Source organism: Bacillus sp. ISL-51 (genome assembly GCF_018613535.1).
In the GTDB taxonomy this organism is placed as follows: Bacteria; Bacillota; Bacilli; order Bacillales; family Bacillaceae; genus Bacillus.
The window spans coordinates 23393-45161 of record NZ_JAGGQB010000015.1 but is presented as its reverse complement, the minus strand read 5'-3'; the positions used below and the strand labels follow the sequence as shown (position 1 = coordinate 45161).

The following is a 21769-nucleotide window of genomic DNA, read 5'->3' as shown; positions in this document are numbered from 1 at the left end:
TCACCTCTCTATTATTCTATAAAAGATCAATGCAAATGGCTAGTGAGGAGAATCTGCCGGGAGCTGAACAGAGGCCGTTGTGCCGGAACGCTCGCCGCTTGTGAATAACACGGAGCCTTCATGATGTTCAATGATGGAGAATGTCACAGTGAGCCCGAGCCCCGTTCCGTTCGTTTTCAGGGTGTAATACGGCCTGCCGATTTTTTGCAGCTCCTCATCGGACATGCCGATTCCGTTATCTGTTATCTGAATGCGGACCATCTCTTGTTGTTTTTGGGCGGAGACCGCAATTCTGCCGTTTTCAGTCGGCACGGCTTCAATGCTGTTTTTTATCAGATTAATCAGGGCCTGTTTCAGTTTTTTTACATCTCCGCACACATATAAGTCCGGCTCGCTGTGAACATTGACTGTCACGAATTTAAAATTCGCGTAAGACTCCATCAGTGAACCGGTCTCCTTTACCAGCAGTGAAATATCAAAAATTTGTTTTTCGTAATCATCCTGCTTCGCCATATCAAGATAATTTGTAATGATCGTCTCGGCGCGGTCCAGTTCAGACAGAACGAGCTTTTGATAACCGGCGCTTGATTTGTCTTGAATGTGTTCGCCGCTGAAAAGCAGCTGAACAAAACCTTTGACGACCGTGAGGGGATTGCGGACTTCATGGGCCACGCTTGCGGCAAGCTCGCTGACGACGGCCAATTTTTCTGAGTGTATCAGCCTCGCCTGCATGGACATATTCTCATCAATGCTCTCAATCAAATAAATACACAGCAAAAGCGCATTGATTTGGAAAAACACTGATATCGCCGCCTCATAATAAACTGTATATGGTTTTGAAAATTGAGAATATTTGTTGCGGTATAAGTGAAGAGAGATGCGGTTGATAAGGTGATTTCCCAGCAGCCGATGGTAAGCGCGAGAAGCAGTTTCTTCTGTTTTGAGAGAAAGGGCCATTTTGTTTGGAGCCGTATAAGGATTATCATGAGAAAAGGAAGCACTGATAAGAAAAAAAGGGCAGAAGGTTCGAAAAATATGAGCTGAAAACAAATGGATGCTGCACCTGCGGCAAGTCCTGCGGCAGTGCCGGCATAAAGCAGACAAACCACAATGGGAATGAGCTGCAGACCGTATCGGACGGCAGGTAATTCCTGTATCGGATACACCATACATAATAAAGAAGAAGAGGCTGCAAATGCGGCAACCAGCAATCGGTTTGCTCTCGGCACATGTAAAGAAGGTTTACTGAGCCAGATGACTTGATAAAGAAAAATAGGGAATAAAATAAAAGAGAAATGAAGCAAGTAATCTTTTACAATTTCCATTTATACGAAATCCTTTCATGTAAAAATATGAATCATTATAACATCTTTGGAAATACAATTTCTCTAAAACGAACGCCCTTATCTCTATTGATAAGGGCGTTCTCCATCTGTATTACGCTAAAGCGGCTTTGATTCTTGAAAGGCCCTCTTTTACAGTGGCTGCCGAACAGCCGACATTCAGCCTCATAAAACCTTCGCCGCCCGGACCGTATTTTGTTCCCGGCTCTAAAATGATTTTCCCTTTTTTCAGCATTCTTTCTTTGAGCTCCGCGTCTGACAGTCCGCATCGGCTGAAATCCATCCATATTAAATAAGAAGCATCGGGCTTCATCATACGGACCTGCGGCAATTCGTCCCGTAAAAAGGTCTGAACCATATCAATATTCCGCTCAAGATAAGGCAGCAGCGCGTCAAGCCAAGGGCCGCCCTTTGTATAAGCCGCTTCAATTGCTGCAACGGCGAACGCGTTGAGGTCGGAAATTCCGTTCCGATGCATAACGCTGGAAAATGTCGCGCGTTTATACCGGTCCGGAATGATGATCGCCGACGCCTGGATGCCGGCAATATTAAACGTCTTGCTTGGCGCGGCACAAGTGATGGAAATCCGCGCAAATTCCTCAGAAAGAGAAGCAAAAGGCGTATGCTTCCTGCCGTACAGCATCAAATCGGAATGAATTTCATCAGAAACAACGGTGACGTCATGAGCGGCGCACAGCGTACCGAGCTGGAGAAGCTCGTCCCGGCTCCATGATCTGCCCGATGGGTTGTGGGGGTTGCAGAGAATCATCAGCTTGACCCCGGGATCGCTCAGTTTTTTCTCAAGATCCTCAAAGTCCATATGATAGATTCCGTTTTCCTCCCGTAAAGGATTATGTAAAACCTGCCGTTCATTTTCCTTTGTCATTTGATAAAAAGGCGTATAGACCGGTGATTGGATCAAAACCGGATCGCCCGGTTCAGTAAAGGCTTGTATGGCCATGCTGATCGCCGTTACAACCCCGGGGCTGAACGTAATGCTTAAGGGATCGGGCCGGAAGCCGTGCCGTGTTTCAAACCATGAAGCGACGGCTTCTTTCGTATTTGTGTCAGGAGACGTGTAACCGAATATGCCGTGGTCAAGGCGTTCTTTTAAAGCCTCGGTTATCGCTTCGGGAGCGCGAAAATCCATATCGGCCACCCACATCGGCAGAGCGTCGGATACGCCGAATAACGCCTCCGCCTTGTCCCATTTCACCGATTTTGTGCCAAGGCGGTTTTCTCGAAGGTCAAAGTTCATGTATGTCACTCCTGTAGTATAATTATTTTTCAGAGCGTATCTATGATAAAATAGACTTGCAAACTTTATTATAAGCGGTGATGAATATGGAAGAAAGCCAAGCGGTCATGGAAATGATAAAAATCATTGCCAAGTGGGACCCGTTTCAATATGGAGAAGAATTTTATGAGACGGAGGCCGTCGATGTCGTGCAGGCCGTCTATGATAAAGACCGTGCCGATGAACTGGCTGAAGCCATTCAGGACATCTTCGAGGCTTCTTTTGAACAAAAGCTTCCGATTGCAAGCTGTCTTCAGACGGCTGAAAAGCTTTTGCTCGTAAAAGAAAGCAGCTCCTGCACCCCTTAAAAACCGGCATAGCGCCGGTTTTTTTTTAATCAATAAATTCCAAAATGCGTTCGGAGACGAATTCCGGCCGTTCTTCAGGCACAAGATGCCCGGTTTCCTTAAGAGAATACAGGATCGAATCCGGCAGATCGCGATGAAGCCGTTCCCCCACTGAGAACGGAACGACGCGGTCTTCTTCTCCCCATATTAACAATGCGGGCTTTTCTATCCTTCTCAATTCGTCAGGCTGCAAGTCGCCCTCCCTGTGCCTGATGAATCTTGTCATGGCTTTAAAAATGCGGCGGTCTGTAAATGGTTTTTCATATCCGTCAATCATTTCCTGGTCGATAAGTGTCTGATCGTGCACCACATTCAGCAGGTTTTTCAGCACACCTTCTTTTGAAAGCCAATACTTAATATAAAGATGAAAGCAAGGAAGGTGCGTTCCGAAAATGATCGACGGATGCGAACGCTTTAAATAACCGGAGCTGCATAGCAGAACGACTTTGGAAAAAAGCCCGGGCTTTAACAGAGCAGCCGATAAGCAAATCTGACCTCCCATTGAATGACCGATGAGGGCCGCTTTGCTGATGTTCAGCTTTTCCAAAAGGCCGATCAAGAGCTTAGCGAGATTCGTGTACGTATATATGAAAGTACGCGATTTTTCCGATTGGCCGAAAGGAGGCAAATCGACTGCGATAATCTCATATTGCTTCCGAAGCATTGGTATCAGCTTTCTGAAGCTGAAGGCGGAAGATAAAAAGCCGTGGACGCAGACGAGCGTTTGTTTGCCGGGATTTTCATAGTGCTCGTAATATAATTCAACTCCGTGAATTCCGAGCCGTTTGATTGGTGAAACAGCTTCCATGAGGGTTTTCGCCATCCTTTCTGTCAGTGACAGCCGTGCTTTTATGTTTGTCATATTTTAGCTTAGGTTTTCTCCGTGTTTTTCTTAGCATTTGTCGAAAATCGTGATATAATGTCATGAAGATTTTTGATAATGCAAAGGTGTGAAACATATGAAGCTGACCGAAAAAGAAACAGAAATATTAGAAATTTTAGACGAAAACAGCCGAGTTGATGCGGAAACGATTGCAAAAATGGCGGACATCCCGGCCGATGAAGTAAAAAGTATTATTGATAAGCTTGAAAAGGAAAAAGTCATCATTGATTATGCCGCTATGATCGACTGGCGCAAAGTCGACGGCCTTGAGGGCGTGACGGCTATGATTGATGTAAAGGTGACGCCGAAACGAAATGTCGGTTTTGACGAGGTGGCCGAACGGATTTACCGGTTCCAGGAAGTCGAATCCGTTTACCTGATGTCAGGGGTGTACGATCTCTCTGTCGTCATTCGCGGCAACACCATGTCAGACGTGGCGCGTTTCGTATCGGAAAAGCTGTCTGCGCTTGATTCTGTCGTCTCTACGACAACCCACTTTATCCTGAAAAAATACAAGCATGACGGCAAAGTCTTCGAAACAGGAGACGATGACAAAAGAATCGTGGTGTCTCCGTAAATGGAAACGAAGACTTCTTATTTATCTGATTATGTGCAGCAAATTAAACCGTCAGGCATCCGCAAGTTTTTTGATTTGGCGGCTACGATGGAAGGCGTCATCTCTTTAGGCGTCGGAGAGCCTGATTTTGTAACGGCCTGGAACGTCAGGGAAGCGAGTATTCTTTCTTTGGAACAGGGCTACACGGCTTATACGGCCAATGCGGGACTATATGAATTAAGGGAAGAAATCAGCCGTTATTTGGAGCAGCGGTTCGGCCTTTATTATTCTCCGGACCATGAACTGATCGTTACCGTAGGAGCCAGCCAGGCGCTTGATCTCGCCATTCGCGCCATTATGAATCCGGGAGAGGAAATATTAATTCCTGAACCGTGTTTTGTGGCTTATGAATCACTTGTAACGCTGACGGGAGGAATACCGGTACCGATTCATACAACGGCTGATAAAGGCTTTAAAGCGTCCGCTCATGATTTTAAAGCGGCATTAACAGAAAAAACAAAGGCTGTGCTGCTTTGCTCGCCGTCTAATCCGACGGGTTCTGTCTATACGAAAGAAGAGCTTGAATCCATTGCAGCTTTCGCTAAAAAACACGACATCATTGTGATTGCCGATGAAATCTATGCCGAATTGACGTATGATGAACAATTCACGAGTATGGGGGCTCTTGCTGATATGAAGGAACGGACGATCCTTATTTCCGGGTTCTCCAAAGCGTTTGCGATGACTGGATGGAGGCTCGGTTTCACAGCGGCGCCGCCGGTTATCAGGGACGCGATGCTAAAAATTCATCAGCACGCTATGATGTGCGCGCCGTCGATGGCGCAATACGCTGCGCTTGAAGGGCTGAAAAACGGCCAAGAAGATGTCGAAAGAATGAAAAAAAGCTACCGGAGACGGCGCAATTTGATTGTGGAAACGTTAAATGAAATCGGTCTCAGCTGCCATCATCCGGGCGGCGCATTTTATGCGTTTCCTTCAATTCAATCTACGGGAATGAGTTCAGAGCAATTCGCAGAAGAGCTTCTTATTGAGGAAAAGGTAGCCGTCGTTCCGGGAAACGTGTTTGGCCCGAGCGGTGAGGGATATATCAGATGTTCGTATGCGACTTCAATTGAACAGATCCAGGAAGCGCTCGTCAGAATCAAACGGTTTGTCGATAAAAGAGCATAAAAAAAGATACGAACTCAGTTCGCATCCAAATAAAGGGGGGGAATACTAGAAAGCCTTCGGTAAACATAGTATACCCTCTTTTTTTCGCGGCTAAACCTGCATTTTTAAAAAAGTTCTCTTTGCGAAAATGAAACTTGTATGATATAATTTTAAATTGCGTATAAACTGTATTTAATTTAACTTAGGAGTTGTTATGAATGGCAGCAAAATTTGAAGTGGGCAGTGTTTACACTGGTAAAGTAACAGGATTACAAGCGTATGGTGCGTTTGTTGCATTAGATGAAGAAACTCAAGGACTTGTGCACATTTCTGAAGTCACTCACGGTTTCGTAAAAGACATTAACGAGCACCTTTCAATCGGTGACGAAGTACAAGTAAAAGTACTTGCAGTTGACGAAGAAAAAGGAAAAATCAGCCTTTCTATCCGTGCGACTCAAGCGGCGCCAGAAAGAAAAGAAAGCAAACCAAGAAAACCGAAAGCGGCTCATGTTTCTGAAGAAGCTTCTGCTCCGCAAGGTTTCAACACATTAAAAGATAAGCTTGAAGAGTGGATTGAACAGTCAAACCGCAAAGATCTTATCAAAAAATAAGCACGAAAAAAGCACCGGATATGTATGTTCGGTGCTTTTTTATGTCTATCTCATTTCAGGCTTCGTTGCTTCCTCGCGTGACGTTTCCTCGTTCGGTTTAAACAGCAGGCCGAGATTGATTAATCCGGCGATGCCGACCAGACCGTAAATAATCCGCGACAGAGCTGATCCTTGGCCGCCGAAGATGGCTGCCACTAAATCAAATTGAAAAAAACCGATCAGTCCCCAGTTAATAGCGCCGATAATCGTTAAAACGAGACAGATTCTCTGAATAGCACTCATGTAAAACAACCTCCTCTATGAATTCGTGAAACAGTTATAGATTGTGACAAACTGGAGAAACTATGCATGCAAAAAGCTGATTACTTTACAGTAAAAAGCGTCATCCTGCATAATGTAGACCAAGGAGGAGATATCATGCAGAACTTTACATATTGGAATCCGACAAAGCTGATTTTCGGAAAGGGAGAAGTTGAAAAGCTTCCTGAAGAAATCAAACCATACGGAAAAAACGTACTGCTCGTGTACGGCGGGGGAAGCATTAAGCGAAGCGGCCTTTACGATCAGGTGACAGAGCTTCTGAAAAAAGCAGACGTTAACGTTCATGAGCTTGCTGGGGTTGAACCGAATCCGCGCGTTGCAACAGTTAATAAAGGTGCCGCTATCTGTAAGGAACAAAATATTGATTTCCTTCTGGCTGTCGGCGGAGGAAGTGTCATTGACTGTACGAAAGCCATTGCAGCAGGCGCGAAATATGACGGCGACGCTTGGGATATCGTCACCAAAAAACATCAGCCAACCGAAGCTCTTCCGTTTGGAACGGTCTTGACATTAGCGGCAACGGGTTCAGAGATGAATGCCGGATCCGTTATTACTAACTGGGAAACAAATGAAAAATACGGATGGGGCAGCCCCCTTGTTTATCCGAAATTTTCTATTCTTGATCCCGTCAATACGTTTACGGTTCCGAAAGACCATACGATCTACGGCATGGTTGATATGATGAGCCACGTGTTTGAACAATATTTCCATCACACATCAAACACGCCGTATCAGGACCGGATGTGTGAATCTCTTCTGCGCACAGTCATTGAAACAGCGCCTAAGCTGATCAATGATCTGGAAAACTATGAATTGCGTGAGACCATTTTATATACAGGCACCATTGCCTTAAACGGCATGCTCTCAATGGGCGCAAGAGGCGACTGGGCGACTCATAATATCGAGCATGCGGTGTCAGCGGTTTATGATATTCCGCACGCGGGGGGCCTTGCGATTCTGTTCCCGAATTGGATGAGACACGTGCTGAAAGAAAATCCTGCCCGCTTTAAGCAGCTTGCCGTCCGTGTCTTCGATATTGACGAAGCAGGAAAAACAGATGAGGAAATCGCGCGTGAAGGAATTGACAAGCTTTCGGCGTTCTGGACGAGCCTCGGCGCTCCGAACAAACTCGCTGATTATGACATTTCTGATGAAAAGCTGGATACGATTGCTGATAAAGCGATGGCTAACGGCGTTTTCGGCCAGTTCAAATCACTGCAAAAAGAAGATGTGCTTGCGATCTTAAAAGCATCATTGTAATAAAAAAGGGGGGCGCCAAGTTGGCAGCTCCTTTTTTTCTATGTTATAGTAATCCCCTTACGTTTTTTTGGAGGTCATCAAAAATGGAGAATTTTACGTACTATAACCCGACAAAGCTGATTTTCGGCAAAGGGCAAATCGAACAATTAAAGAAAGAGCTGAAGCAATACGGAAAAAACGTCCTGCTTGTATACGGCGGCGGCAGTATTAAACGAAACGGCCTGTTTGATCAAGTAACGGGCATATTAAAAGAAGAGGGCGCTAATGTCTATGAGCTTGCAGGAGTAGAACCGAACCCTCGTCTGGCAACGGTTAACAAAGGAATTGAACTGTGCAGACAGCACGAGATCGATTTTCTTCTTGCCGTTGGCGGGGGAAGCGTTATTGACTGTACAAAAGCGATTGCAGCCGGAGCGAAATATGACGGCGATGCATGGGACATCTACAGCAAAAAAGTGACAGCGAAAGATGCACTGCCGTTCGGCACGGTGCTGACGCTCGCGGCAACCGGCTCAGAAATGAACCCCGATTCCGTGATCACCAATTGGGAAACAAACGAAAAATTCGTATGGGGCAGCGATGTCACTCATCCCCGTTTTTCTATTTTAGATCCGGAGAATACGTTCAGCGTTCCCGAAAATCAAACGGTATACGGCATGGTGGACATGATGAGCCACGTATTTGAACAGTATTTCCACAATGTTGAAAACACACCGCTGCAAGACAGAATGTGTTTTGCTGTACTCCAGACGGTCATCGAAACAGCTCCGAAGGTGCTTGAAGACCTGGAGAACTACAAACACCGTGAAACGATTTTATACGCTGGAACAATCGCTTTAAACGGCACCCTGCAAATGGGCTACTTCGGCGACTGGGCATCTCATACGATGGAACACGCCGTGTCAGCGGTTTATGATATTCCGCACGCAGGCGGCCTGGCGATTCTCTTCCCGAACTGGATGAGATACACCATTGACCAAAATGTCGGCCGTTTCAAAGCGCTCATGCTGAACATGTTTGACATTGAAACAGAAGGCAAAACCGATAAAGAAATTGTGCTGGAGGGCATCGACAAACTGTCCGCATTCTGGACAAGCCTCGGCGCACCGTCCCGTCTTGCGGATTATGACATCGGCGAAGAAAAACTTGAATTGATTGCAGATATTGCCGCTAAAGAGATGGAATACGGCGGTTTCGGCAACTTCAGGAAGCTGAATAAAGATGACGTCCTTGCTATTTTGAAGGCGTCCCTGTAATAAATCCCCGGCCGGAGTGAATGCGAAAGAGATCGTGTTCACCCGGCCTTCTTGATGACTTGATTTAGCGGAAAAGTTCATATAAAGTGATAGAGAAAACAATTCACCGTTATGGAGGGACAAGCAAATGACGCATGTACGCTTTGATTACTCAAGCGCGTTACCTTTTTTCAATGAACATGAACTTACATATGTACGTGATTTCGTAAAAACGGCACACCATAATATCCATGAAAAAACAGGCGCAGGAAGCGACTTTTTAGGCTGGGTGGACCTTCCTGAACATTACGATAAAGATGAATTCGCGCGCATCAAAAAAGCCGCTGAAAAAATCAAGTCAGACTCGGACGTGCTTCTCGTCGTAGGAATCGGCGGTTCATATTTGGGCGCCCGTGCTGCAATTGAAGCGCTTAACCACTCTTTTTATAATATCCTGCCGAAAGACAAACGCAAAAATCCGCAAGTCATCTTCATCGGCAACAATATCAGCTCGACTTATATGAAGGATGTTATGGATCTGCTTGAAGACGCGGATTTCTCCATTAATGTGATTTCTAAGTCAGGAACGACAACAGAACCTGCAATCGCTTTCCGTATTTTCCGCAAGCTGCTTGAAGAAAAATACGGGAAAGAAGAAGCGAAAGCGCGGATTTATGCGACAACTGATAAAGAGCGCGGCGCTTTAAAGACGCTTTCTAATGAAGAAGGCTTCGAATCATTTGTGATTCCTGATGATGTAGGCGGCCGTTTCTCCGTTCTTACTGCGGTAGGTCTTCTGCCGATTGCAGTCAGCGGAGCTGATATTGATGAGATGATGAAAGGCGCTTTTGATGCGAGCAAAGACTTCTCAAGCTCAGAATTAGAAGAGAATGCCGCTTACCAATACGCCGTCGTCCGCAATGTCCTTTACAATAAAGGCAGAACCATTGAGATGCTGATCAACTATGAACCGGCGCTGCAATATTTTGCGGAATGGTGGAAGCAGCTCTTCGGTGAAAGTGAAGGAAAAGACGAAAAAGGCATTTACCCTTCTTCCGCTAATTTCTCAACTGATCTTCACTCACTCGGCCAATACGTGCAAGAAGGCAGACGGGATCTGTTTGAAACCGTATTAAATGTTGAAAAGCCGAAGCATGAGCTGACGATTGAGGAAGCGGAAAATGATCTTGACGGCCTGAACTACTTAGCCGGAAAAACAGTCGATTTCGTCAATAAAAAAGCGTTCCAAGGCACGATGCTTGCCCACACGGACGGAAAAGTGCCTAACTTAATCGTCAACATTCCGGAGCTTAACGCATATACATTTGGATACCTCGTGTATTTCTTTGAAAAAGCCGTAGCGATGAGCGGCTATTTGCTCGGCGTCAATCCGTTTGACCAGCCCGGTGTTGAAGCGTATAAGGTGAATATGTTCGCACTTCTCGGCAAACCTGGTTTTGAAGAGAAAAAAGCAGAGCTTGAAAAACGCCTCGAGAAATAAAAATTAAAGGCTGGCCCGCTAATGTAACGGGTCAGCCTTTTTCAAACGTGAAGGGTGTGATCATGAATTGAAACGAAATGTTTGGAGGCACGCCGTCATTTCCGTCTGTTCTGCCGCCGTTTTCTATCTGGTTATAAGTCCCTCTCCCGCTATCTTCTTGCAGACCATCCTTTTGCTCGCCTTTCCCCTTGGCCTCTTTACAGATGCGGTTCGGCTGAAGCTGAAGCTGGGCCGTATGCAATCTCTTATGACGAAGCTCGGTTTGTATTCCGCCGTTTTCTTTTTCTCATCAAGCGCGCAAGCAGACTCTTTGGCGGCTCTCTTTACGTATTTTCTAATCGAATGCGCGATTTCCTTTATGGCGCGTTCTAGTGATACGGCCGTCCCGCCGGATTCTGCCCCTAAGCCGTATGAAGATGGAGCGGAGCGGGGACGATAAAGAAAAAAGGAGCATGTGAACCATGACCAGCATACCATCTTCACTTGAGGGCCAATCTTTTTTACTCCGCGAACTGGAACAGGTCATGAAACCGATGGGGTATGTAATCGGCGGCGGCTGGGAGTACGAACGGGGTTTCTTCGATTACAAGATTGACGATAATCACGGTTATTTATTTTTGCGAATCCCCGTTGAAGCAAATAAGGGCCGGCTTGATGAGCGTGGCGCCGCCGTCACAATCGGCACGCCTTTTTTGCTGCGGCATGTGTATCAGAAACATACGGATGACTTTGCCGGCGGCGGTGTTTTTGAATCGTTATTCCAGCAATTTTCTGAGCCGGAAAGACGCGATGCGGAAATTGACCGTTCATATGCAGATATCGGCGTATCGCTCGTTAAAGAGCTGGAAGACGTTCTTTTGCATTAAAGCGCCAAAAATAAATCTGAACTGAGCACTTGATATGAAAGAGGAGGGGTAAGCATCGGCCCCTCCTCTTTTTGAATGCCGATAATCGTCGTATTCCGTTTGAGAAAATAGAGCACACAGTCATGATAGGACTTATCCTTTAGATCATCAGGAACGGGAATGATGCGGACCTTTTTCTCCAACGTCAAATCAGACAGCGTTTGCGGCTCAGCCAGCTGCAGCTTCACCCGATAATGCTCAAACATCACCCGGCTTAAAAGGCGTGACGTGCCGATGATTTTGTTGGCTCCGGCGCGCTCTGCATTTTTTACATACCGTTCCGTCAGAATCTCCGTGATGCAGTAAACGGACGGGTTCAGCCCCTTGATGGCGAGCAGCGTTAATACGGAAAGCATATCAGCCTCCGCTTCATTTTTTTCCTGGTCGGCTGTCAGGATGACGGTATCCGCGGCGGCAATATTGGCCCTTTTCAATGTGCTGTCATCAGCTGCATGGCCGCGAATAAAATGGACATTTTCAATGAGAGGGCCCTCTCGTAATGAATCGTCAATCAATACGACAGTTTTTGACGGCGCTGCCCGCTGGAGCTCCTCCAGCAGCATATTGGACTTCTCGTTCCACCCGATAATAATCATGTGCTCCCGGCCTTTAAAGGCGACCTTCCCTTCCACATAGCGGTGCTGCTTTCTGAATGCGGCTGTGGCAAGCGTGGCGAAATACGCGGTCACAAAACTCGCGCCGGTTAACACAAGCACCATACCGGCGATCTTTCCGAGAGGAGTTTTCGGGACATAATCTCCATAGCCGACCGTGGATACCGTGATGACCGCCCACCAAATCCCTTCAAAAACAGATGGAAACTGCTTCGGCTCCAATATGTAAATCAACTGTCCGAACAATAAAATCAAGGCAATAATGATCAATCCGATACGGATATACAGCGGCCATCGCAGCCAAGAAATGAGAACGCGGTTCGACTTCATTCGTCCTGCTCTTCTTCCGACAGCGAAATGGATAAAATTTGTTTAATAATGGCGTTTAATTTTTCGTTCAGCTTTTCTTGGCCGTATAAATGACGCGCCTGTTTCACGAGTTCGGCAGTTTCATCTTCAAATTGAATGAGAGGCTCGTCGATTTCAGATTCATTATAAAGCTGGATGAAGACGTCAAGCCCCTCATTCATGCGGTCTATGGCAGTGCTCAGCTGCTCTTTCTCTCCGTTTGTCACTTTCATGATGTATCACACCTGTGTCTTTTTTTATACAGTATGTCCCAGTTTGTCTTTCGAAAATCGGTGAAAACATATTCATCCGTTTTTTTTCATATGCTATAGAAAGCGGACCGAAAAGGGTGGGGCAGATGACAGTCATTGAAAAGACCGCAGCAGCGCTGGCCGGAGCGCAGCTGCTCGCTTCGGCGGCCGTGCTTCTAATTTTTGAATTGAATGCATATAACCACATGTCCGATGATTTTTCATGGCCTGTTTTTGTGAAGAGCGTGATAGGGTCGCTTCCGTTTTATTTAGGGCTGGCCGGCGTCTTTTTTATACTGGCGGGAGGCTTGATTCCTGTCAGAAAAAAGAAGCGGATTTCTGTACAGGATAGGGAACATTCTTTAGAATAATGTATAAGCAGAAAGTATGATAAGAAAAAAGGAAGAGGATAATATGCTGTTTATAATTTTAACTTTTGCCGCATTGGGTTTATCGTTTTGGGCACAATTTAAAGTGAAAAGTAATTTTCAAAAATACTCAGATGTGGAAGCCTCAAGTCAGCGGACGGGGGCCGAAACGGCAAGACGGATTCTTGATATAAACGGTTTATATGATGTGCCGGTTGAACCGGTGAGAGGCACTTTAACAGACCATTACGACCCGACGGAGCGGGTGGTGCGTTTATCCGAACCAGTGTATTACGGGCGTTCCATTTCCGCCATTTCCGTCGCTTCCCATGAAGTCGGACATGCCTTGCAGCATCAGGAATCATACGGTGCGCTTGTGCTGCGGCACAAAATATTTCCGGTTGTCAATTTTGCCTCGGGTGTCGCCCCCTTGCTTTTTTTGGGCGGTATGCTCTTGGGCAGTTTGAATTTAATCGGACTCGGCATTATTTTGTTTTCAGCCGCCGTCTTTTTTCAGCTTGTCACGCTGCCTGTTGAGTTCAACGCCAGCGCGAGAGCGAAGCGGATTATCGTGTCAGAAGGATTCATTCGAAACAGTGAAGAACACGGCGTGAATAAAGTGCTGAACGCCGCCGCGCTAACGTATGTGGCTGCGGCGCTCGTTTCATTATTCGAGCTGCTTCGTTTTGTGATGATCTTCTTGAATGGTCGTGATGAGAATTAACACGAAGGAGGTGGCCCCTTACCGTTTGCGGTAGGGGTTTTTTTGCTTATTTTAAAACTGATTCTCATTATGCTGTTAATCGGATTAACGGCCATCTTTGTCGCCGCGGAATTTGCGATTGTTAAAATCCGCGGTTCGAAAATTTCAGAGCTGGTCGAAAGCGGTGACAGCCGGGCGCTTGCCGCCCATAGGGTCATCTCTAATTTGGACGAATATTTATCAGCGTGCCAGCTCGGTATTACGATTACGGCGCTCGGACTCGGCTGGCTCGGAGAACCGACAATTCAGCGGATTCTTCATCCTGTTTTTCATCTGATCGGCATGCCGGAATCCATTACGCACGTCGTCACCTTCATTGCTGCATTTATCACCGTTACGTACCTGCATGTCGTTATTGGCGAGCTTGCGCCGAAAACGATATCGATTCAAAAAGCTGAAGCCGTCAGTTTAAGGACGGCCAAACCGCTTATTCTTTTTTATAAAGTGATGTATCCGTTTATCAAGCTGTTAAACGGCTCGGCCGGTTTTTTGGTCAAGCTGTTCGGCTTTCACTCGGTCAAAGAACATGAAGTTGTTGTCAGTGAGGAGGAATTACGGTTGATTTTGTCCGAAAGCTATAAAAAAGGACAAATCAATCAGTCAGAATTCCGATACGTCAATAAAATATTTGAATTCGATAATCGGGTCGCGCGGGAAATCATGGTTCCGCGTACCGAAATCGCCGCCATTTCGCTTGATCAATCGGTTGATGAAGCCATTCATTTGATTATCAATGAACGCTATACACGTTATCCGGTCATCAAGGAAGATAAAGACCATATTCTCGGCATTATTAACAATAAGGACTTATTTAAGGCGTATTTCCTCGGACGTTCCATTGAATTAAAAGAAATTATGCGCCCGGTCATCAGGGTTATTGAAAGCATTCCTGTACAAGAGCTTCTTATACGTATGCAGAAGGAGCGGATTCATATGGCCATACTCGTCGATGAATACGGCGGCACTGCTGGACTTGTCACCGTCGAAGATATTTTGGAGGAAATCGTCGGTGAGATTCGGGATGAATATGACCAGGATGAAATGCCGCATATCGTCAAAAAAGGCGAACACCATTATGTGATGGACGGGAAGGCGCTGATAGACGAAGTGAACGACCTGCTTGATATCGCGATCGATAATGAGGATATCGACACGATTGCGGGCTGGCTGCTGACGCAAAAAATGGAGCTGGAAAACGGAGATGTATTTCATGCCGAAGGCTGCGAATTCAAGGTGCTTGAAGCAGAGGATCATCATATCCGCTTTGTCGAAATTAAAAAAACAGACTACTAAGCCGCCTTCACGCGGCTTTTTTATGCGGGAGGATAAGGGCGAAGCGCTGTGCAAACATACTCCTTTTATATAATGTAACTGGTATACGTGCATGAAATGAAAAACACCGCATTCATCAAATCAATCCGGTTATGCTGTTTGATATTCTTTTTTCGGAATGGAGCGCTCAAGTTAAATAACATATAAGTCTTCTTGCCGGCTGCAAGAGGCTTTTTTTCTGAAATATATGCTTCTTTCGCTTGCTTCTTCATATTGTATAAAGAAAGGAGTGGCTGTATGAAAACGGCTTGGTGGAAAACAGCGGTTGTATATCAAATCTATCCCCGCAGCTTTATGGATTCAAATGGCGACGGAATCGGCGATATAAACGGGATCAGGTCAAAACTTCATTACATAAAAGGCTTAGGGGCGGACGTGATTTGGCTTTGTCCCGTTTTCGACTCGCCCGGGGCAGATAACGGCTACGATATTCGCGATTACAAACAAATCTTAAGTGAATTCGGGACAATGGAGGATTTCGATCAGCTGCTCGCCGGCATCCATGACCTCGGCATGAAGCTGATCATAGACCTTGTCGTAAACCATACAAGCGATGAACACCCGTGGTTCATTGAATCATGCTCGGACAAAGATTCACACAAACGGGACTGGTACATTTGGAAAGACGGAAAAAACGGCAAAGAGCCGAACAACTGGGAAAGCATTTTCGGCGGTTCAGCGTGGCAATACGATGAGAAAACAGACCAATATTACCTTCACCTGTTTGACAAAAAACAGCCGGATTTGAATTGGGAAAACCAAAATATGAGGCAAGCCGTTTATGAGGTTGTCCGCTGGTGGCTTGATAAAGGAATAGACGGCTTTCGGGTGGACGCCATTTCCCACATTAAGAAAAAAGCAGGACTCCCCGATCTGCCGAATCCCGGCGGACTCCCTTACGTCCCTTCCTTCCCGTATCATATGAATGCGGATGGGATTATGGAAATGTTAACAGAACTGAAGCAAGAAACATTTTCACGCTATCCGATCATGACGGTCGGAGAGGCAAACGGCGTAAGTGCCGAGGAAGCGGCTGACTGGGCAGGTGAAGAATCCGGCGTCTTTGACATGATTTTTCAATTTGAACATCTCGGCCTGTGGGATACAGATGCAGATGAACGTATCTGTATTCCGGCATTCAAAAGCATTTTGTCCCGTTGGCAGAACAGTCTGGAAGGAAAGGGCTGGAACGCACTATTTATGGAAAATCACGACCAGCCCCGTTCCGTATCCGTTTGGGGCGATGACCAGTTATTTCTGGCAGAAAGCGCCAAGGCACTCGCCGCTGTTTATTTTCTGATGAAAGGCACGCCGTTTATCTATCAGGGGCAGGAACTCGGGATGACCAACGTCTCGTTTCCTTCCATTGACGATTATGATGACGTCGCAATAAAGCGGCTGTATGAAATCGAGACGTCCCGCGGCGTACCGCACGAAGAAGTGATGAAGGCCATCTGGAAAAAAGGGCGGGACAATTCAAGAACACCGATGCAATGGGACGGCGGGGAGTATGCCGGATTCTCAACGGCTTCCCCATGGATCGGCGTGAACCCAAACCATACATGGCTGAATGCTGCATCGCAAATATACGATCAAACATCCGTTTATCATTTCTACAAAAGTTTAATCGCCCTCAGAAAAGAGCATGATGTGTTGATCAACGGGAGGTATGAATTGCTGCTGCCGGAAGATCGGCAAATCTTCGCTTATTTGCGAAAAGGCTGCGAAGAAACCGCGCTTATCATAACAAATCTGACGAAAACTCCGGCCTTTTACAGACATCAGGGATTTCCGCTTGATTCCGCTTCACTCGTTTTGGCAAACACGGAACCGGAACATCATCGGCACGTGACGTCCTTCCTTTTAAAGCCTTATGAAACACGAGTATACGTATGGGTAAAACTTCAGTCCCGCGGCTGAAGTTTTTTGTGAATTAAGTTTATGACATCATTCGACAGGAAAAGAACAATACAGAACGAATAAGGGAAAGGAAGAGGAAAAGAAAGGAGCATTCTCATGCTGAAAACATTGCAGATAAAAACAAACAAGCGGGATGAAATGATAGACATCACTCATGAGGCCGAGGCGTTTCTCCGCGAAACAGGAGTAAAAAACGGCTTAGCGCTTATATACCGCCCTCATACAACCGCCGGCATCACCATTAATGAAAATGCCGATCCGGATGTGAAAAGAGATATGCTCAGAAGATTTGATGAGATCTATCCGTGGGATCATGAGCTGGACCGGCATATGGAGGGGAATACGGCAGCTCATATGAAAGCTAGCACAATCGGTGCATCCCAGCATGTCATCATTGAAGACGGCCGCTTGATTCTCGGTACGTGGCAGGGCATTTATTTCTGCGAATTTGACGGTCCGAGAAACCGGACGTGTTATATCAAAATAACAGCTGAAACGGAGGAGAACATTGTTGAGTGAGTGGATGAATGCATTATCATTAACAAAGCCCGTGATTCAGGCGCCGATGGCCGGAGGGCTTGTCACACCGCGCCTGGCTTCGGCCGTATCAAATGAGGGAGCGCTCGGCAGCCTCGCATCCGGATATGTCAGCCCGGCATCGCTTGAGCAACAGATCATCGCGATGCAGCAGAAAACAAACCGGTCCTTTCAGGTGAATCTTTTCGTTCCTGAAGAAAGAGAGGCGCCAGAGGAAGGCGTGTTTGAAAAATGGAAGGCGAACATCCCGATGGCCGATGAGGCTCAGCCATTCTCCACACTAGAAGAGGATTGGAAGGATTTTGAGGAGAAAGTTGAGCTGCTTATCCGCTTCCGGGTAAAAGCGTGCTCATTTACCTTCGGCCTGCCGCCGGAAGAAACGGTTCAAAAGCTGAAGGACAGCGGTTGCTTCCTTTTCGGAACGGCCACAACACCAGAGGAAGCGGCTGCCCTTGAAAAACGGGGAATGGACGCCGTCGTATTGCAAGGGGTTGAAGCGGGCGGGCATCGCGGGTCGTTTCTGACGGCAAAAGGAGAACCCGCCCTCGGCCTTATGGCGCTGATTCCGCAGGCTGCCGATGCGCTGTCCGTTCCTGTTATTGCGGCAGGCGGCATTTTTGATCATCGCGGCGTTCAGGCAGCCAGGTGTTTGGGCGCTGACGGCGTTCAAGTCGGCACACCGTTTCTCCTTTGTGAAGAAAGCAGCGCCTCTCCGGCTTACAAACAGGCCATTGCCGGGGCGGAAGGGGCTGACACGCGGCTGACCTCACTGTTTTCCGGAAAACAGGCGAGGGGAATCGTCAATCAGTTTATGAAAACATATGAAGCGGATGAAGGGAATACGCTTCCTTACCCGCTGCATAACACGCTGACAAAACCGATGCGCGGGCACGCGTTACAATCCGAAGATGCGGATTATATGTCTTTATGGGCGGGCCAGTCGGCAGGGATGCTGAAGGGACCGACCGATGTAAAAACCGTTTTGCGCGATTTGTGCCGGTCTTAAAAAAGATTTGAGGTGATTTTTGCATGAAGATTCTTCAAATGTTCTATAAAAAAAGAGGATATATTGAATTTGTATTTGAAGATTTTCCTTATTCCAAAGTCACCATGGCGCCGATCAAGGGGTATTACTTTGTGCGAACCATCAAGTGGAGCAGCCGGGACAGAGCCGTCACACGCCATGATTTAGAAAAGTTCGAATGGGCGGCGAACCAGACGCTCGGCACAACCGCTTTTTACCGGAAAAGAAAAGCATTTCACATCCCATCGTCACAATGACAGACGATGGGATGGTTTTAATGCATGATTTGATACAGTGCAGGCGCATCAAGCCTTGTAGCCTGAGAAAGGAGATAAGCCGACTGCACGGCGTCTTTTTTTCTTAAAGAATTCAGCTTTTGGATAATTTGCTCAGCGGTCAAAATTCCGAGGCCATGGGCAAAATATTGATCTTTCCCCAATACAATCACGTTTTCTCCTCTCCACTGCGCCTTTTGCGGGTTAAAATCCGGATTTTTAAAATATAAACAGTCGCCCAGCAAAAAGTGATGGCCGGTTTCCGTATAGATCGGCAGATGTTCATAGTGCCAGTCATACAGGGTGATCTTCTCGAAACGGGTATCAAATCTTTCGGCTCCGACTGTTTTTAATACAGCTGAATAATAAATGACAACAATCGCGGTAGCGCATTCAAACGCATAAAACGCTCCGTTTTCAATAATATCCCGAATGGCTTTTGAAGCGGGGATTCTATATTTCAGCTCCAAGGCTCCCTCTGGCGTCACTCTCCAAAATGCCGTATTTCCATATGTTTTAGCGAAGGTCGCGAATTTTGCGCCGGAGCCGTTCAATTCTTTGGCGGCCTGCACGATATTGCGCCGCAACTGTACTTCAAACATCAGCTCAGCGATTGACCCGTAATCAAATTGTACGGGCGAAGCGTTCAATTCGTTTAAATATGGAAGCAGACTCTCTTCGGTCTGCCAGTTTGCGATGTCTTGGGGCCGCAGCGTTTGCCCGGATATGATAATCATAGAAACGCCCCCTCTCTTTTTTTATAAGATATGCAAGAGGCTTGGGCAATGAAAATAAGTCATAAAACAGGATAAAACGATTACAAAATGTGAGAGGTGAGCCGATATATAAGGTATCACATAAGAGGGAGCAGCATAATATGAAGAATTTCATCAATTGGTGTACAAAAGCATCAATCTCACGAAAATTAATCATTTCATTTATCGTGATCTTAATCATACCGATTCTCATTTTAGAATTCAGCTCATATCATACAGCGAGCAGCTCGCTGGATGAGCAAATTTCAAGCAACGCAAAAAATAACATCGACTCTTTTAATACAACCATCACAAATGATATAGGGGCAAAGGCGAAGGCGATTGAATTTTTCAGTGAGACCTTAAAGACTTCGTCATTCACAAAGAAAAATAAATCCGAGCTTGAAGGGAAATTCGGGCAATACACGTCAATACATAGAGACGCAGCCCGTATTTACGGAGGAACGGAAGACGGCAGTTACACACAAGCACCGAAGGAAAACCTGCCGGCCGGCTATGATCCGAGAACCCGTGCATGGTATAAAGACGCTGTGAAGGCAGGCGGCGCGCTTGTTGTCACCGACCCATACGTAGCCGCGAACGACGGCAGCATGGTCGTAACCGTGGCGAAGCAGCTGCAGGACGGGACCGGCGTTGTGGCCATGGATATTACGATTGACCAGCTGCTGAAACAAATGCAGGAAATTAAAATCGGCCAAAAAGGATTCGTGTTTATCGTCTCTAAAAATAAAACCTATGTCGCGCATAAAGACCATAAGCCGGGTGATAAGGTCTCAACCCCGTGGGTAAACGAGGTATATAGCAATAACAGCGGTATCATTTCATACAAGCTCGATAATCAGGATAAAAAAATGGCGTTTACGACAAATAAGCTGACCGGCTGGAAAATAGCGGGATCGATGGAGCTGGCCGAAATTAAAGACGCATCAAAGCCGGTGCTTACGATGGGGATGATCGTGCTTGGCGCGTCCGTTATGATCGGGGGCATATTAATCTTATTGATTGTCAGATCAATTACGACACCGCTGAAACGGCTTGTCCGCTCGTCTAAACGAATCAGCGGCGGAGACCTGACAGAAACGATTGATATCCGTTCGAAAGATGAACTGGGCGAACTCGGGGCGAGTTTTAATGAGATGGGGGAATCATTGCGGGGGCTCATCAGCGGAATCCAAAGCTCAGTCGACAACGTGGCGGCATCATCAGAACAGCTGACCGCATCAGCTTCGCAAACAAGCAAAGCAACGGAGCATATTACAATGGCGATTGAACAGTTTTCAAACGGCAACGAGGAGCAGAGCGAAAAAGTCGAATCAAGCTCAGCGAAACTGAATCATATAAATGACGGACTCGCTGCCGTGTCCCAGACATCATCGGCTATTACCGAAGCATCTAAACAATCGACGGAAATTGCCGGAACCGGGGAGACGTACGTACAGAAAACGGTCGGTCAGATGAACCTCATCAACCAATCCGTCCAGCAGGCGGAAGCCGTCGTCAAGGGCCTTGAGGCAAAATCAAAAGACATCACACATATTTTAAGAGTTATTAACGGCATTGCCGATCAGACAAACCTGCTAGCTTTAAACGCCGCCATTGAGGCTGCCAGAGCGGGAGAATACGGAAGAGGCTTTTCCGTTGTCGCGGAAGAAGTGCGCAAACTGGCCGTCCAATCCGCCGGCTCTGCAAAAGAAATTGAAAAACTGATCCAAGAAATCACGTCCGAAATTGATACATCTCTTCACATGTTTACCTCGGTAAACGAAGAAGTTCAATCAGGACTTGCCGTGACGGACCGTACGAAAGAAAGCTTCCAAAACATCTTCGGCATGACAAACGAAATCGCCGAAAAGCTTCAATCCATGAACAGTACGGTTGAGCAGCTTTCAGACAGCTCTCAGCACGTCTCAGCCGCTGTTACTGATATTGCGGACGTTTCGAGAGAAAGCGCCGCAAGCATTCAGGATATTGCGGCATCAGCCGAAGAACAGCTTGCTTCCATGGAAGAAATCAGCACCTCCGCCGACACTTTGGCTCAAATGGCCGAAGAGCTGCGGGAATTAACAAAACAATTTAAAATCAATTAGCACAAAAGGACGCTTTCCAACCGGAAAGCGTCTTTTTTAGATGAT

General features: G+C 46.6%; 23 protein-coding genes and 1 pseudogene. 17 read left to right on the top strand and 7 right to left on the bottom strand.

The features are described 5' to 3' along the window. Positions 1-39: 39 nt before the first annotated feature. Positions 40-1325: pseudogene (locus tag J7E26_RS16905) on the bottom strand (ATP-binding protein). A 112-nt stretch (positions 1326-1437) separates the two neighbouring features. Beyond that, positions 1438-2601, bottom strand: a complete 1164-nt coding sequence (locus tag J7E26_RS16900) for a MalY/PatB family protein (protein WP_214814422.1) — start codon at positions 2599-2601, stop codon at positions 1438-1440. Positions 2602-2687: 86 nt separating this feature from the next. Here J7E26_RS16900 and J7E26_RS16895 point away from each other — a divergent pair, with 86 nt between their 5' ends. After that, on the top strand, positions 2688-2948 hold the full coding sequence (locus tag J7E26_RS16895) for a DUF1871 family protein (protein WP_214803542.1): 261 nt from the start codon (positions 2688-2690) through the stop codon (positions 2946-2948). Positions 2949-2973: 25 nt separating this feature from the next. On the opposite strand, the gene J7E26_RS16890 is transcribed toward J7E26_RS16895, so the two are convergent. Beyond that, complete coding sequence (locus J7E26_RS16890; RefSeq protein ID WP_214803545.1) at positions 2974-3795, bottom strand: alpha/beta fold hydrolase; 822 nt, start codon at positions 3793-3795, stop codon at positions 2974-2976. Positions 3796-3946: 151 nt separating this feature from the next. Between J7E26_RS16890 and J7E26_RS16885 the strand changes: the two genes are divergently transcribed. The 3 genes from J7E26_RS16885 to yugI all read left to right on the top strand — a co-directional run bounded on the left by J7E26_RS16885 (position 3947) and on the right by yugI (position 6207). After that, positions 3947-4447, top strand: coding sequence for an Lrp/AsnC family transcriptional regulator (locus tag J7E26_RS16885; protein ID WP_061522342.1), 501 nt, complete (start codon positions 3947-3949; stop codon positions 4445-4447). Beyond that, positions 4448-5617, top strand: a complete 1170-nt coding sequence (locus J7E26_RS16880) for an aminotransferase (protein WP_214803548.1) — start codon at positions 4448-4450, stop codon at positions 5615-5617. A 197-nt stretch (positions 5618-5814) separates the two neighbouring features. Further along, a complete protein-coding gene (yugI, locus tag J7E26_RS16875) occupies positions 5815-6207 on the top strand; it encodes a S1 domain-containing post-transcriptional regulator GSP13 (protein ID WP_214803551.1) in 393 nt (130 codons plus the stop codon). A 45-nt stretch (positions 6208-6252) separates the two neighbouring features. On the opposite strand, the gene J7E26_RS16870 is transcribed toward yugI, so the two are convergent. Further along, positions 6253-6489 carry a DUF378 domain-containing protein gene (locus tag J7E26_RS16870; RefSeq protein WP_214803554.1) on the bottom strand — a complete coding sequence of 79 codons (237 nt, stop codon included), beginning with the start codon at positions 6487-6489 and terminating at the stop codon, positions 6253-6255. A 135-nt stretch (positions 6490-6624) separates the two neighbouring features. On the opposite strand from J7E26_RS16870, the gene J7E26_RS16865 reads away from it, so the two are divergent. From J7E26_RS16865 to J7E26_RS16845, 5 genes are all read left to right on the top strand, one after another. Then, positions 6625-7788: an iron-containing alcohol dehydrogenase gene (locus J7E26_RS16865; protein ID WP_214803556.1), complete on the top strand. Its 1164-nt coding sequence runs from the start codon at positions 6625-6627 to the stop codon at positions 7786-7788. Between the two features lie 83 nt (positions 7789-7871). Next, the gene (locus J7E26_RS16860) at positions 7872-9044 is read left to right on the top strand and encodes an iron-containing alcohol dehydrogenase (protein WP_214803558.1); all 1173 of its coding nucleotides are present in this window, start codon (positions 7872-7874) and stop codon (positions 9042-9044) included. A gap of 127 nt (positions 9045-9171) precedes the next feature. Beyond that, positions 9172-10524 (top strand): glucose-6-phosphate isomerase, encoded by a 1353-nt coding sequence (locus tag J7E26_RS16855; RefSeq protein ID WP_214803561.1) that lies wholly within the window; start codon positions 9172-9174, stop codon positions 10522-10524. Between the two features lie 67 nt (positions 10525-10591). Then, positions 10592-10963, top strand: a complete 372-nt coding sequence (locus tag J7E26_RS16850; RefSeq protein ID WP_214803564.1) for a transporter — start codon at positions 10592-10594, stop codon at positions 10961-10963. A 22-nt stretch (positions 10964-10985) separates the two neighbouring features. Continuing rightward, positions 10986-11390 carry a YugN-like family protein gene (locus tag J7E26_RS16845; protein ID WP_214803567.1) on the top strand — a complete coding sequence of 135 codons (405 nt, stop codon included), beginning with the start codon at positions 10986-10988 and terminating at the stop codon, positions 11388-11390. On the opposite strand, the gene J7E26_RS16840 is transcribed toward J7E26_RS16845, so the two are convergent. Then, positions 11387-12373, bottom strand: coding sequence for a potassium channel family protein (locus tag J7E26_RS16840; protein WP_214803570.1), 987 nt, complete (start codon positions 12371-12373; stop codon positions 11387-11389). The two genes, J7E26_RS16845 and J7E26_RS16840, sit on opposite strands and share 4 nt — an antisense overlap. Beyond that, complete coding sequence (locus J7E26_RS16835; protein WP_214803572.1) at positions 12370-12624, bottom strand: protein mistic; 255 nt, start codon at positions 12622-12624, stop codon at positions 12370-12372. The genes J7E26_RS16840 and J7E26_RS16835 overlap by 4 nt, the downstream gene beginning before the upstream one ends. A gap of 125 nt (positions 12625-12749) precedes the next feature. On the opposite strand from J7E26_RS16835, the gene J7E26_RS16830 reads away from it, so the two are divergent. The 7 genes from J7E26_RS16830 to J7E26_RS16800 all read left to right on the top strand — a co-directional run bounded on the left by J7E26_RS16830 (position 12750) and on the right by J7E26_RS16800 (position 18843). Further along, positions 12750-13013, top strand: a complete 264-nt coding sequence (locus tag J7E26_RS16830; protein WP_214803575.1) for a YuzI family membrane protein — start codon at positions 12750-12752, stop codon at positions 13011-13013. A 43-nt stretch (positions 13014-13056) separates the two neighbouring features. Next, a complete protein-coding gene (locus J7E26_RS16825) occupies positions 13057-13734 on the top strand; it encodes a zinc metallopeptidase (protein WP_214803578.1) in 678 nt (225 codons plus the stop codon). A 42-nt stretch (positions 13735-13776) separates the two neighbouring features. Next, on the top strand, positions 13777-15066 hold the full coding sequence (locus J7E26_RS16820) for a hemolysin family protein (RefSeq protein ID WP_214803581.1): 1290 nt from the start codon (positions 13777-13779) through the stop codon (positions 15064-15066). Positions 15067-15342: 276 nt separating this feature from the next. Next, positions 15343-17025 (top strand): glycoside hydrolase family 13 protein, encoded by a 1683-nt coding sequence (locus J7E26_RS16815; protein WP_214803585.1) that lies wholly within the window; start codon positions 15343-15345, stop codon positions 17023-17025. Positions 17026-17121: 96 nt separating this feature from the next. Next, complete coding sequence (locus tag J7E26_RS16810; protein WP_214803588.1) at positions 17122-17544, top strand: secondary thiamine-phosphate synthase enzyme YjbQ; 423 nt, start codon at positions 17122-17124, stop codon at positions 17542-17544. After that, positions 17537-18568 carry a nitronate monooxygenase gene (locus J7E26_RS16805; RefSeq protein WP_214803591.1) on the top strand — a complete coding sequence of 344 codons (1032 nt, stop codon included), beginning with the start codon at positions 17537-17539 and terminating at the stop codon, positions 18566-18568. The genes J7E26_RS16810 and J7E26_RS16805 overlap by 8 nt, the downstream gene beginning before the upstream one ends. A gap of 23 nt (positions 18569-18591) precedes the next feature. Beyond that, positions 18592-18843: a hypothetical protein gene (locus J7E26_RS16800; protein WP_214814420.1), complete on the top strand. Its 252-nt coding sequence runs from the start codon at positions 18592-18594 to the stop codon at positions 18841-18843. A gap of 17 nt (positions 18844-18860) precedes the next feature. On the opposite strand, the gene J7E26_RS16795 is transcribed toward J7E26_RS16800, so the two are convergent. Continuing rightward, positions 18861-19598 (bottom strand): protein-glutamine gamma-glutamyltransferase, encoded by a 738-nt coding sequence (locus tag J7E26_RS16795; RefSeq protein ID WP_214803596.1) that lies wholly within the window; start codon positions 19596-19598, stop codon positions 18861-18863. Between the two features lie 140 nt (positions 19599-19738). Here J7E26_RS16795 and J7E26_RS16790 point away from each other — a divergent pair, with 140 nt between their 5' ends. Further along, positions 19739-21724, top strand: a complete 1986-nt coding sequence (locus J7E26_RS16790) for a methyl-accepting chemotaxis protein (protein ID WP_214803599.1) — start codon at positions 19739-19741, stop codon at positions 21722-21724. The last annotated feature ends 45 nt before the right edge of the window (positions 21725-21769 follow it).

Coding starts and splice junctions, on each gene's coding strand:
- J7E26_RS16900 (WP_214814422.1), bottom strand. CDS start 2,601: ATGAACTTTGACCTTCGAGAAAACCGCCTTGGCACAAAATCGGTGAAA.
- J7E26_RS16895 (WP_214803542.1), top strand. CDS start 2,688: ATGGAAGAAAGCCAAGCGGTCATGGAAATGATAAAAATCATTGCCAAG.
- J7E26_RS16890 (WP_214803545.1), bottom strand. CDS start 3,795: ATGGAAGCTGTTTCACCAATCAAACGGCTCGGAATTCACGGAGTTGAA.
- J7E26_RS16885 (WP_061522342.1), top strand. CDS start 3,947: ATGAAGCTGACCGAAAAAGAAACAGAAATATTAGAAATTTTAGACGAA.
- J7E26_RS16880 (WP_214803548.1), top strand. CDS start 4,448: ATGGAAACGAAGACTTCTTATTTATCTGATTATGTGCAGCAAATTAAA.
- yugI (WP_214803551.1), top strand. CDS start 5,815: ATGGCAGCAAAATTTGAAGTGGGCAGTGTTTACACTGGTAAAGTAACA.
- J7E26_RS16870 (WP_214803554.1), bottom strand. CDS start 6,489: ATGAGTGCTATTCAGAGAATCTGTCTCGTTTTAACGATTATCGGCGCT.
- J7E26_RS16865 (WP_214803556.1), top strand. CDS start 6,625: ATGCAGAACTTTACATATTGGAATCCGACAAAGCTGATTTTCGGAAAG.
- J7E26_RS16860 (WP_214803558.1), top strand. CDS start 7,872: ATGGAGAATTTTACGTACTATAACCCGACAAAGCTGATTTTCGGCAAA.
- J7E26_RS16855 (WP_214803561.1), top strand. CDS start 9,172: ATGACGCATGTACGCTTTGATTACTCAAGCGCGTTACCTTTTTTCAAT.
- J7E26_RS16845 (WP_214803567.1), top strand. CDS start 10,986: ATGACCAGCATACCATCTTCACTTGAGGGCCAATCTTTTTTACTCCGC.
- J7E26_RS16840 (WP_214803570.1), bottom strand. CDS start 12,373: ATGAAGTCGAACCGCGTTCTCATTTCTTGGCTGCGATGGCCGCTGTAT.
- J7E26_RS16835 (WP_214803572.1), bottom strand. CDS start 12,624: ATGAAAGTGACAAACGGAGAGAAAGAGCAGCTGAGCACTGCCATAGAC.
- J7E26_RS16830 (WP_214803575.1), top strand. CDS start 12,750: ATGACAGTCATTGAAAAGACCGCAGCAGCGCTGGCCGGAGCGCAGCTG.
- J7E26_RS16825 (WP_214803578.1), top strand. CDS start 13,057: ATGCTGTTTATAATTTTAACTTTTGCCGCATTGGGTTTATCGTTTTGG.
- J7E26_RS16815 (WP_214803585.1), top strand. CDS start 15,343: ATGAAAACGGCTTGGTGGAAAACAGCGGTTGTATATCAAATCTATCCC.
- J7E26_RS16810 (WP_214803588.1), top strand. CDS start 17,122: ATGCTGAAAACATTGCAGATAAAAACAAACAAGCGGGATGAAATGATA.
- J7E26_RS16800 (WP_214814420.1), top strand. CDS start 18,592: ATGAAGATTCTTCAAATGTTCTATAAAAAAAGAGGATATATTGAATTT.
- J7E26_RS16795 (WP_214803596.1), bottom strand. CDS start 19,598: ATGATTATCATATCCGGGCAAACGCTGCGGCCCCAAGACATCGCAAAC.
- J7E26_RS16790 (WP_214803599.1), top strand. CDS start 19,739: ATGAAGAATTTCATCAATTGGTGTACAAAAGCATCAATCTCACGAAAA.